This is a genomic window from Pseudomonas sp. TH08, assembly GCF_016651275.1.
Lineage (GTDB): Bacteria > Pseudomonadota > Gammaproteobacteria > Pseudomonadales > Pseudomonadaceae > Aquipseudomonas.
In genome coordinates, this window is record NZ_JAEKEE010000004.1 from 451,527 (window position 1) to 462,945 (window position 11,419).

The 11,419-nt window shown below is 59.9% G+C and carries 10 protein-coding genes; all 10 read left to right on the top strand.

All coding sequences use genetic code 11. From position 1 onward, the window contains the following. Positions 1-999 carry an acyl-CoA dehydrogenase family protein gene (locus JFT91_RS19155; RefSeq protein WP_201233501.1) on the top strand — a complete coding sequence of 333 codons (999 nt, stop codon included), beginning with the start codon at positions 1-3 and terminating at the stop codon, positions 997-999. Continuing rightward, complete coding sequence (locus JFT91_RS19160) at positions 996-1,754, top strand: PIG-L deacetylase family protein (RefSeq protein ID WP_201204074.1); 759 nt, start codon at positions 996-998, stop codon at positions 1,752-1,754. The genes JFT91_RS19155 and JFT91_RS19160 overlap by 4 nt, the downstream gene beginning before the upstream one ends. Continuing rightward, complete coding sequence (locus JFT91_RS19165) at positions 1,751-2,350, top strand: SAM-dependent methyltransferase (protein WP_201233502.1); 600 nt, start codon at positions 1,751-1,753, stop codon at positions 2,348-2,350. Before JFT91_RS19160 ends, JFT91_RS19165 begins: the two co-directional genes overlap by 4 nt. Beyond that, the gene (locus JFT91_RS19170) at positions 2,347-3,033 is read left to right on the top strand and encodes a glycosyltransferase family 2 protein (RefSeq protein ID WP_201226064.1); all 687 of its coding nucleotides are present in this window, start codon (positions 2,347-2,349) and stop codon (positions 3,031-3,033) included. Before JFT91_RS19165 ends, JFT91_RS19170 begins: the two co-directional genes overlap by 4 nt. A gap of 150 nt (positions 3,034-3,183) precedes the next feature. Next, entirely contained in the window at positions 3,184-3,942 is a 759-nt protein-coding gene (locus JFT91_RS19175; RefSeq protein ID WP_201226065.1) for a PIG-L deacetylase family protein, read from the top strand. Positions 3,943-4,104: 162 nt separating this feature from the next. Beyond that, positions 4,105-6,267: a hypothetical protein gene (locus JFT91_RS19180; RefSeq protein ID WP_201233503.1), complete on the top strand. Its 2,163-nt coding sequence runs from the start codon at positions 4,105-4,107 to the stop codon at positions 6,265-6,267. Between the two features lie 76 nt (positions 6,268-6,343). Then, positions 6,344-6,526, top strand: coding sequence for a hypothetical protein (locus tag JFT91_RS30275; protein WP_201233504.1), 183 nt, complete (start codon positions 6,344-6,346; stop codon positions 6,524-6,526). 589 nt (positions 6,527-7,115) lie between these two features. After that, the gene (locus JFT91_RS19190) at positions 7,116-7,475 is read left to right on the top strand and encodes a DUF6124 family protein (protein ID WP_201233505.1); all 360 of its coding nucleotides are present in this window, start codon (positions 7,116-7,118) and stop codon (positions 7,473-7,475) included. Between the two features lie 406 nt (positions 7,476-7,881). Further along, positions 7,882-8,664 (top strand): endonuclease/exonuclease/phosphatase family protein, encoded by a 783-nt coding sequence (locus JFT91_RS19195; RefSeq protein WP_201233506.1) that lies wholly within the window; start codon positions 7,882-7,884, stop codon positions 8,662-8,664. A 198-nt stretch (positions 8,665-8,862) separates the two neighbouring features. Continuing rightward, complete coding sequence (locus JFT91_RS19200; RefSeq protein WP_201233507.1) at positions 8,863-11,397, top strand: autotransporter family protein; 2,535 nt, start codon at positions 8,863-8,865, stop codon at positions 11,395-11,397. Positions 11,398-11,419: the final 22 nt, after the last annotated feature.

Here is an 11,419-nt window from a genome sequence, read left to right on the forward strand (position 1 = left end):
ATGGACTTGGTACATTATCTCGCCCGTCGGCCGCCGGATTATCCCGACGCCGCGGCCCTCGGCCATTGCCTGCGGGCGCTGGTCGAGGCCGGGCTGGATCGCTTGCCGTTACCCGGCAGCGGTCTGACGCTCGCGCGGTTGCAACGGCTGGCCGATGTCGGCGGGCATGATCTGGGGTTGTGCAAACTCTACGAAGGTCACACCGACGCACTGGCGATCATCGAGCAACTCGGCGGTACGCCGACGCCCGGCAGCACTTGGGGCATGTGGGCCGCAGAACCGCCGCAGGCGCGAGTGCAAGTGCGTCCCGCCGGGCACATGGTGGCGCTGCACGGACGCAAGGCATGGTGTTCCGGCGCGGCGGTGCTCAGCCATGCGCTGCTCACCGCGTGGGATGCCGATGATCAGCAGCAACTGGTGGCGGTCGCACTCGATCAACCGGGCGTGACCATCACCGATCAAGGCTGGCAAGCCGTGGGCATGGCGGCCACCGGCAGTGTTGAAGTGCTCTTCGACGGCGCCGAAGGTCAGGCCATCGGCAGCCCCGGCGACTATCTGCAACGGCCGGGCTTCTGGCAGGGTGGCGTCGGCATTGCGGCATGCTGGTATGGCGCCACACGGCAAATTGCCGAATCCTTGCGCCAGCACTGCGCGCAACGTGAAGAACCGCATGCCCTCGCTCACCTCGGTGCGGTCGACAGTGCCTTGCAGGCCGCCGCCGACGTGCTGCGCTTCAGCGCCTTGCACATCGATGCCCACCCCGAAGACAACGCGCAACTGCTGGCCCGTCGCGCCCGCGCTGTGGTCGAACAGACTGCCGAACAGGTGATTCGCGAAGTCGGCCGTGCGCTGGGCGCCGGGCCTTATTGCAAGGATCGGCACTTCGCGCGACTGATCGCCGACCTGCCGGTGTTCCTGCGCCAAAGCCACGCCGAACGCGATCTCGCTGCCCTTGGCAGCCTGGTTGCCGGCCAATCCAGCGAGGTCTGGTCACTATGAGAGCCAATCCAATCGTCGGCCAGGGCACCTCGCTGCAACAGTGGCAAGCCTCGCGGCATCTGGCAGAACTGCCCAGCATCGACATTCTCAGTCTGGTGCCCCCAGGCGCGCGGGCGGTGATTGTCGCCCCGCACCCGGACGATGAAGTGCTCGGCTGCGGCGGCCTGTTGCAAGTGCTCGCAGCCGCTGGCCGGCCCCTGCAATTGATTTCGGTCACCGACGGCAGCGCCAGTCATCCAGGCTCGGCACGCTGGCCGGTACAGCGCCTGAGCGTGGTGCGCCCGCAGGAGTCCGCCGAAGCCCTGCGTCGTCTCGGCCTGCCAATGCATCGTTTGAAGTGGCTGCGCGGTGGTTTCACCGACAGCCAGGTGGCGGCACAAGAGGCGCAATTGTGCGAGTTCATCGAACGCCATCTGCGTCCCCAAGATGTGCTTTTTGCCACTTGGAGTGAGGACGGCCATTGCGACCACGAGGCCGTCGGCCGTGCCAGCGCTGAAGCTGCGCGGCGCGTGGGCGCGAGCTTCCATGAGTTGCCGGTGTGGACGTGGCACTGGGCAACGCCCGAAGACGCGCTGGTGCCTTGGCAACGGGCGCGCAAAATTCTCCTGTCACCCGAGCAAATTGCGCGCAAACGCCATGCAGTGCATGCCTTCGCCAGCCAATTGGAGGGTGATCCCGACGCCGGTCTGACGCCAGTGCTGGCGCCCTATGTGCTGGATCGCCTGCTGCAGCCCTTCGAGGTGGTGTTTCTATGAGTGTCGAAGATCGCTATTTCGAAGGCCTGTTCGCCGGCAACGACGACCCTTGGGCCTTCCGCGAGCGCTGGTACGAGCAACGCAAACGCGCGATCACCCTCGCCGCCCTGCCCCGACCGCGTTATCGCGCAATTTTTGAACCGGGCTGCGCCAATGGCGAACTGAGCGCTGAACTGGCGAGCCGTTGCGACCGTTTGCTGTGTTGCGATACGGCCGCTGCCGCCGTGCGGCTGGCGAAAACCCGTTTGAGCCATTTTGACCACGCCGAAGTGCGGCAAAATCGCTTGCCGAGCGACTGGCCGGAGGAAAAATTCGACCTGATTGTATTTAGCGAAATCGGCTACTACCTGGATAGCAAAGATCTGACAGCCGTTATCCGTCACATCAGCAATTCCCTGACTGCGGACGGCCAATTGCTCGCCTGTCACTGGCGTCCACCGATTGATGGTTGCCCGCTGAATGCGCGCCAGGTTCACGACCTGATTCATGAGCAATTGCAATTGCCACGCCTGGTGCTGCATCAGGAAGCGGATTTCATCCTTGAAGTGTGGAGTCGAGAGCCACGTTCCGTGGCGGCGCTGGAGGGTTTGCGATGATCGGCATCCTGATTCCGGCGCACAACGAAGAGGACTTGCTCGACGCCTGCCTGAACGCGGCGTTGCGTGCCAGCAAGCATGGTTTGCTGGCTGGGGAACGCGTGGAAGTGCTGGTGGTGCTCGACAGTTGCACCGATCGTTCGGCGCAAATCGTCGCGCGTTACCCGGTCATGAGCCTGCCAATCGAGGCGCGCAATGTCGGCCAGGCCCGCGCTTGCGGTGCGCGAGTGCTGCTTGAGCGCGGTGCGCGCTGGATCTCCTGCTCGGACGCCGACAGCCGCGTGGCCGACGACTGGCTGGTGGCCCAACTGGGGCTTGGCGCCGACGCCGTGTGCGGCACCGTGACGGTCGAGCACTGGCATGACTCGTTCGATGAGGCTGCGCAGATCCGCTATCACAGCCACTATCAGGCCAGTGACGGTCATCGCCACATCCACGGCGCCAATCTGGGCATCAGCGCCGATGCCTATCGCTGGGCCGGAGGCTTTAAACCGCTGGCTTGCGACGAGGATGTGCAATTGGTGCGGGAGCTGGAACTGTGCGGCGCCAACATTGCCTGGAGCCATCGTCCGCAAGTCCACACCAGCGCCCGACTGGACAGCCGTGCACGGGGCGGATTTGGCGATTATCTGCGACAACTGACACAGCTTTGCGAAAAAAAACCGGATCAGCTGAATCTGTAACGCGACGAATGACAGTTCATGAGCAATACTCTGCTGCGCGGCAATCCAGGGTTCGGAGCGTCGCACGGCAATTCACCAGCCTTCACGGGTCGGCCACGGGCGTCATGTCTGTGCGCGACAGAGGGCCAGACACACAAGGACGTCGCTCACATGAAACTGTTATCCCTCAGCGAAAACAGAGCGCCAGCGCAGATATGGAACAGCGCCCGGCAACTCGACAACATTCCGGTCATCAACACCCGCAGTCTGGTGCCCGTCGGCGCGCGAGCCGTCGTCATCGCCCCGCACCCCGGCGATGAGGTGGCGATAGCCGGCGGCCTGCTGCAACTACTCGCCAACCTTGGCCATCCGCTGCAATTGCTATCGATCACTGACGGCAGTGCCAGCCATCCCGGTTCACGGCAATGGTCGGAGAAACGCCTGAGCGTGTTCCGTCCGCAGGAAAGCGTCGAAGCCTTGCGCCGCCTCGGTCTGCCCATGCACAGCCTGAAATGGGTGCGTGGCGGGTTTACCGACAGCGCACTGATCGATCAGGAAGCGCAGCTGACCGAGTTCATCAGCCGTTACCTGCGCCCCGGCGACGTGGTGTTCAGTACCTGGCGGGGCGACGGCAATAACGACCATGAAGCGGTCGGCCGTGCCAGCGCCAAAGCCGCTGAAATGACAGGGGCGACATTCCACGACGTAGCGATCTGGGCCTGGCACTGGCCGGAACGCGAACACACGCTGATTCCCTGGGAGCGCGCACGCAAGCTGCGCCTTGACAGCTGGACCGTCGCGCGCAAGAGCCACGCCACCCATGCCTACGCCAGCCAGCTCAACGGCGAGCCTGCGCTGGGCATCGCACCGATGATGCCCCCGGTGACCCTCGAGCGCCTGCGTTTACCCTACGAGATCGTGTTCGTCTAACACCGCACCGTGTGTAAATGCGGAATGCGATCAACCGGTGGGTGTGGCACTTTCGCCACCGCCGCACCATCCGTCGCCACCTGTCAGATCTGACAGGTGCGCAAATCCTCATTTAGCGCTCTGATGGCTCCTGCCCGTTCTCACTACGCAGGAGCCTCTTCCATGACCGCCTCGTCCTCTGGCGACAACACTGTCCTTGTCCTCTTTCCGCCCATAGTCAACGGCCAGACCGAGCCCGTGGTTGGCGCGGACATCGGCGTGCCTTTGGTGGCCTATGACCTGGTCACCGACGGTGAAGGCGCGGTTGTTTTTGTCGATCCGCCATTCTCTCCCACCATGGAGTCCGGGGATGTCATGGAGCTTTGGCTCAAGGACGAGTCGGCCAAACTGGACAGTAAAACCATTGACGATCCGAACGTGCGCACCAGGTTGCGCATTCCCAAGGGCCGGCTGCTTCCTAATCGGGTCAACGAGCTTTACTACACCATCACGCGCGGCAGCCAAAACATCGGCAAGTCGAATCCGCTCACCATCCTCTACAACAAGATCCGTCCAGGCTTGAAGGACAAGTACGACGCATCCGGTGGCCATTCCGAACTCAAACTGCTGCTGCCCGACGTGATCAAGAACGGCGTCGGTGCGGATTTCGTCAGCGCCGACGTCTGTGTGTCCTACCCGTACTGCCGGGCTTATGACCTCATCACCCTCAAATGCAACGGCGAACTGATGACGGCCAATGTGAATCCGAATCAGGCGCCGCAACCGCCGAATCATGGCTCCGAAGAGCCCATCACCATTTGCTTCACCATCACTCGCGCGTTTCTGGACAAGGCGAAACGGATAGAGCAGAAACTGTATTTTTCCTACACCGTCACCGACCAGATCGGCAACGGCCCGGACACCGATGCGCCATGGTCGCCGGTACAAGCCGTGGATGAGGATCTGGATGGCATCCGTTTGCCGAAGCCGATTCTGCTGGAACTGCTGGAGGAATTTCCGGGGGATGACCCCGAGGAAATCGATCTGAAAAAACTGGCCGGCAAGCCTTTGCTGCTGGTGGTGTTGACGGCGAATCCCCCTTTTGTTGCGGGTGATAACGTGCTGGCGACCTACACCGCCCAAGACACCGGGCAACCCGCCGATGTGGTGGTGAACGTCAGCGGCAAAGTCGAAGCGGATCAGTTCGGATCGAAAAAGCCCTGCATTCTCGAAGTGCCCAACGCCAAGGTCTTCGCCGGCAGCCGTGTAACGGTGATCTATGAACTGCGCAGACCCAATGGTGACTTGGTGGGCAATTCCGTCACGGCCAACGCAACGGTAACCGGAGCCACGCCGATTGATCTGCTACCGCCGAGTCTCGTGGCGCCGGCCGTCGATCCTGTCGATGTGCTGGCCTATCCGAACGGGATCACGATGCGCATCGAATACCTTGCAGCCCTTGACGGCGATCGTGCGCGATTGGCCGAGGTCGATCCGCCGACAGGTTCGCCACAGTTTCCGTTGGTGGCATTCAACAGCAACAAACGGGTCAACACCGTGCTGACCCCGGCGTATCTCGCGGCCCGCCAAGGCAAGTCATTCGAGTTGCGCTGGAACCTCAATCGCAATGGCGGGCAGGCCGGGAAGTCAACCCCGACGCCACTGAGGGTGCTGAAGATTGCCGATGGCGACTCACGTTTGCCGACACCGAATATCGCAGGCAATACAACTAACGTACTGGACGTTGAAGCCCTCAACGACGGGGCGCGGATTCTTGCAGTGAAATGGCCAGTGTTCGAGCCAGCGCAACCGATCTGGGTTACGTGCAAGGGTTTTGACAACAATGGCAACCCGATCAGTACCGAGGTGAAGTCTGGCGAGCCCAATGACTCATTGGATGGATTGAACGTTCAGGCGCCGGTTGCGTGGTTGAAGGCGCTCAAGGATAGCAGCGCACTGACCGTGGAATGCGCCGTCAGTCTTGATGGCTCGCGTGACAGGACCAGGGCGGTTTTACTTCCGCTGCGCACTTACACCATCAACAGTGTGGAGCTGATTGTGCCAACAATCACCAAAGTAACGGACTCCAGAGGTAATCCGATCCCAAACAACGCACGCACCTTCGATACAACTCTGACTCTCGAAGGATCTGCCACGAAGAATCTAAGTATTGATGTGCTTGATCGAGGGAACTTTCAGGCCACCAGAACAGTTGATACTGCTGGAGTGTGGATACTTCCTTCACTCACGGTGATACCCGGCTCGTATATCTTTACTGCGAAAGCGAAGTATGGGGAAGATCTAGAGTCCGACCCATGGATTGTTACTGTCGATCCGACCGCTTGAGTACGAAATTACAACGTTTGAAGACGGTACATTTGGGGGATGGTCGCCTGGCCCAGCAGCGAGTGACCCTAGGGATTTGAGTATCAGACTGGAACAGGGCAATCGAAGATTATTCAATAACACGTTTACCAACAACTCGGCGGGGATTGTTCTTAAAAAATCCTTTGGCAACTTCAAAATCGGACAACGTTATCAATTTTCCATTACGGCTGTTACCCGTTGGATCGGAGGGGTGGTGCTGTACCGATTCTTTCTTTGAGCACGACACTGGAACAGTTAACCCAAGCCACGGCTCTTCCCAGAACATGGATATACCTCACAGGAACATTCATTGCCCAGCAAAATACTCTGGAGCTGAGAATAAACAGCCACCAAGCCACAACTGACAGCAACGATTATGAGATGGATAATTTACAGATAAAAGCTATTTAGCAATTGCTACATGATCAAGGACTGACCCTGTGAAGCTGCCGATGCCGATCTTTTGCATTTAAACACCAACGTTTAAATGAAACGCCAAGACACGTAATCAGACTACACGACCTTGCGTAATTGCCTACAGCTACGCCAGAATCCGCCGGCTTGTGCGCCTTGGGGGCGGGTTCTATTGTGGGGCGGTCGCTGACGAATCAGCGGTCGGGTTTCGCAGCCCGGGTCAATCAAGGCGCACAACGTCCGCAATCGTTGCTCTCAAGATTTATTGCAACGATGCTTCATGGCGGCTGTGCGCGGGATACCTTCGGGTATGCCGGGTTCCTTGATTCCCGGTCTGCGAACCTGCGTACAGCTGCCACCTCTCTTCGTTTCGCAGCGAAATGTGGCGGCTCCGACAATCAAGGAGCTTCACCATGATCAAACCAACACCCAACCCGCCCGAAACCGACCTCACTTCGCCCTACGAATCCATCGAGTCGAAAAGGCTCAACGAAGCCGCCGATCGCGCCCTCGATCACTACCTCTGCCCGCCCGGGTCTGTGCCAGCGCCCCGTAAAACCCGCAGGATGTATGCCGTAACAGCAGACTTCAAAAACGAAGAGCTGCTGGTCGATGCCTGCGAAACCCTCGCTTCTGCCAGAACCATCGTCAATGATTTCGCTCATCTCATACCCGCCTCACAACGCCGGACGCTGCTGGGCATTGCGCAACTGATCATGCTGGGGGAACTGGCGGTGAATCGGGCGCTGGATAATCTCGAGCTGCCCGCCTGAGAAGTCAGACAAAAATCCGTGGCGAGGGGATTTATCCCCGTTCGGCTGCGCAGCAGCCCCAAAACCTGTGACCTCGATCTTTCAGGAAGACCGCATACTCAGGATTTACAACTGCTGCGCAACCCATCGGGGCGGTGCGACGTTTCGCTGAATCCCCTCACCACAAGTACGTAGTTTTTCTGAAGGATCGAGGTCATAAGTTTTGGGGCGGTGCGATGTCTCGCTAAATCCCATCACCGCAATGATTTTGTAAAAACTGCCGCAGGCTGCGATCTTTTGATCTTGTTTTTAGAAACCAACGTCAAAAGATCGCAGCCTTCGGCAGCTCCTGCACGGGAATCGGGAAGGAACTGCGTAGCCCTCGGATCTGTCGCATGAATAGGCAGACAGATTCAGAGGAGTGAACGTGTCCAGCGATCCCGAGCGTCACCACGTCGACGCACCCGTCATCCATCGCCTGCGCGTGCTGACGGTCAATACCCACAAAGGCTTCACCGCGCTCAATCGGCGTTTCATCCTCCCGGAGTTGCGCGAAGCGGTGCGCAGCACCTCGGCCGATCTGGTGTTTCTACAAGAGGTGGTGGGTGAACACGAACGCCATTCGAGCCGCTACAACGAATGGCCACAGACTTCGCAGTACGAATTTCTCGCCGACAGCATGTGGAGCGATTTCGCCTACGGACGCAACGCCGTGTACCCCGACGGTCACCACGGCAATGCCCTGCTGTCGAAATACCCGATCCGCGAATACCGCAACCTCGACGTGTCGATCACCGGGCCCGAACGCCGTGGCCTGCTGCATTGTGTGCTGGACGTACCGGGGCATGCCGAGGTGCATGCGATTTGTGTGCACTTGAGTTTGCTCGAAAGCCATCGCCAATTGCAGTTGCAGTTGCTCTGTCAACTGCTTGAATCCCTGCCTGACGATGCGCCGGTGATCATCGCCGGCGACTTCAACGACTGGCAGTTACAGGGCAACGCCACCCTCGCCCGTCGCGACTATTTGCACGAAGCGTTCGAGCGCCATCATGGTCGTCCGGCGAAGACCTATCCGGCGCGGTTTCCACTGTTGCGGCTGGACCGGATCTACCTGCGCAACGCCAGCAGCCACGACCCGCAGATCCTGGGCAACAAGCCGTGGACGCACCTTTCCGATCACCTCCCGCTGGCGGTCGAAGTGCATCTGTAGCACCGTCATGAGTACGACCGTTCGTCAGTCATGCTGACAACGACAGAAATACCTTCTACACCTTAAAAGGCTGAAGGATTGGCACTTTCATAACGTTAGGGTTCAGATCTCACGTAGTTCATAAGCTTCAGAGGTTTTTAGATCAGGCACCCCTTCAAGGACGAATTCCCCCAGTCGCTACACTAGGGAATTGCCACGATGCGATCTATTCAATCTTTGAAAAGGCTGTCGCACACTTTCATTCTCCCGGCGTCCATTGCGCTACTCGCCAGTCCACCGGCTTGGTCTGCCTGTGTATTGACACCCGGCCCCGGCAACGATTCCTTCACCTGTGACAGTGGCAGCAGCGGCCCGTTGACTGACCTTTCGGGTAACAACAGTCTGACCCTCCCCGTAAACGGCACCGGCCAGATCAATGGCAGCGTGACTTTCGGCGCTGGCACCGATCGGGTTGAGATGAACTCCGGCGTTATCACGGGTGCGGTGAATCAAGGGGCGGGCATCGATGACTTCGTCATGACTGGCGGCTCGATTGGCTCCCTCGCCCAAGGCGACAGCCGTGACACCTTTCTCATGACCGGCGGCACCATCGTCGGCGCCTTTGAAGACGGCGATGTCGCACGCATGACGGGTGGCACGATCGGCCGCGTCGACATGAAACTCGACAACAATATTTTCGACCTGTCCGGGGGGCAGATTCTCGGCAATCTGGTCACGGGGTTCGGCACCGACACGATCATCGTCTCCGGTGGCCGCATCGGCGGCAATATCAGTGTCAGCGGCGGCAACGACAGCATCACCGTGACCGGGGGCGAAATCCTCGGTGAGATCCGCGCCAGTGTCGGTGACGACCGATTGCTTTGGGACGGCGGTGGGATCATTCGTTCGGCGATCCTGATGGACGTCGGCAACGACAGCGCCACCCTGCGCAATCTCGACGACAGCATTCTTGCCATCACGCCGAGCGTCGACGGCGGTGTCGGCAGCGACACCCTGACCTTCGATAATACCCGCACGGCACTCCCCGCACGCTTCATCAATTGGGAAACAGTCAACCTGAGCAATGCTTCACAACTGGATCTGGGCTCAGGCAGCCTGGTACTCGGCGATGCCGGCACGGGCAGCGGTGCATTGAACATCGATGCCAGCAGTACGCTGTTTTCAACTCAGGGCACAGTATCGGCCGCGGTGGCCGGGCAAGCCGCGACGCTGACTAACTCGGGGGTCATCGACCTGACCCGTGATAACAGCCGCATCGACGACACTCTGACCGTACAAGGCAACTACGTCGGCAACAACGGCCAGTTATTGCTGCAAAGCGTCCTCGGTGGCGACAACTCACCGAGCGACAAACTCGTGGTCAATAACGGCAACCTGAGCGGCGCCACGGTCATCAGCGTGACTAACCTCGGCGGATCAGGTGGGTTGACGCAGGTAAACGGCATTCAGTTGGTGCAGGCGCAAGGCAGCACGGTCAGTACTGATAACGCGTTTACCCTGAGCAGCCGGTTGTCCGCCGGGGCCTACGATTACTACCTGTTCAAGGGTGGCGTCACTGCCGGCACGGAAAACAGCTGGTACTTGCGCTCCGCCGTGGTCGCGCCGCAAGTGGTCAGCGTGCCCAACCCCGATCCGAGCCTGCCACCGATTCTGGTGCCAGTGGTGGCTACGCCTGTCGCGGCGGCTATTACGCCGATTGTCGCGACACCGGGCGAACCTGCGCCCGCCGTATCGCTGCCCGTGCTGCCGGCGGCCGTGGCGGGTGCCGCGCCGATTCCGTTGTACCGCCCGGAAGTACCGACGTGGTCGGTGTTGCCACCCGCTGCCGCGCAACTGACGCTCAACGCTCTGGGCACCTTCCATGATCGTCAGGGCGATCAGCGCCTGCTCAGTGAAACCGGTGCATTCGGTGCCGGCTGGGGCCGGGTTTACGGAAAAAACATCGACCAGACCTGGGCCGGCACCGTTACACCGCGTCTGGATGGATCGCTCAACGGCTTTCAGGTCGGCAATGATCTGTACAGCTCACAGACGGCTGGCGGCCAGACTCAGCGTGTCGGTTTCTTCGTTGGCCACAGCCGTTTGCAAGGCGACGTCGACGGTTTCAACGAGGGCTTTGAGGACAACAGCGCCGGCAAGATCAAACTCGAAGGTGACAGCTACGGCCTGTACTGGACGCTGACCGACCCGTACGGCTGGTACATCGACACGGTGGTGATGGGCACCCGCTTCGATGGCGACAACCATTCTGATCGCGGGCTCAAACTCGACAATCGCGGACATGCCCTGACGCTGTCTGCCGAAGCCGGTTATCCATTGCCGATCAACGACACTTGGGTGGTCGAACCGCAAGCCCAGGTCATCCACCAGAAAATCTCCCTCGACAGTCAGGATGACGGCATCTCGCGGGTATCGTTCGACTCCGACGGCGCATGGACCGGACGCCTCGGCGCACGCCTCAAAGGCCGTTATCAGGTCAGCGGCCTGCCGGTTGAGCCGTATTTGCGGGCCAATCTGTGGCACACATTTTCCGGTACTGATTCGGTAACCTTCGGCGACAGCGACGTGATTACCACGGAGCAAAAATCCTCGACGGCGGACATCGGCCTCGGTCTGGTCGTGACCCTGGATCGTGCCGTGAGCGTGTACGCCAGTACCGATTACAGCCGCAATATTGACAGTAATGACCTGCGCGGGGTGTCGGGCAACGTGGGCATCCGCATCAGTTGGTAAACATTCCGTCGGTAATGGAAAG

Excerpts from the sequence above, each read along its gene's own strand:
- JFT91_RS19155 (WP_201233501.1), top strand. The coding sequence starts at position 1 with ATGGACTTGGTACATTATCTCGCCCGTCGGCCGCCGGATTATCCCGAC.
- JFT91_RS19160 (WP_201204074.1), top strand. The coding sequence starts at position 996 with ATGAGAGCCAATCCAATCGTCGGCCAGGGCACCTCGCTGCAACAGTGG.
- JFT91_RS19165 (WP_201233502.1), top strand. The coding sequence starts at position 1,751 with ATGAGTGTCGAAGATCGCTATTTCGAAGGCCTGTTCGCCGGCAACGAC.
- JFT91_RS19170 (WP_201226064.1), top strand. The coding sequence starts at position 2,347 with ATGATCGGCATCCTGATTCCGGCGCACAACGAAGAGGACTTGCTCGAC.
- JFT91_RS19175 (WP_201226065.1), top strand. The coding sequence starts at position 3,184 with ATGAAACTGTTATCCCTCAGCGAAAACAGAGCGCCAGCGCAGATATGG.
- JFT91_RS19180 (WP_201233503.1), top strand. The coding sequence starts at position 4,105 with ATGACCGCCTCGTCCTCTGGCGACAACACTGTCCTTGTCCTCTTTCCG.
- JFT91_RS19190 (WP_201233505.1), top strand. The coding sequence starts at position 7,116 with ATGATCAAACCAACACCCAACCCGCCCGAAACCGACCTCACTTCGCCC.
- JFT91_RS19200 (WP_201233507.1), top strand. The coding sequence starts at position 8,863 with ATGCGATCTATTCAATCTTTGAAAAGGCTGTCGCACACTTTCATTCTC.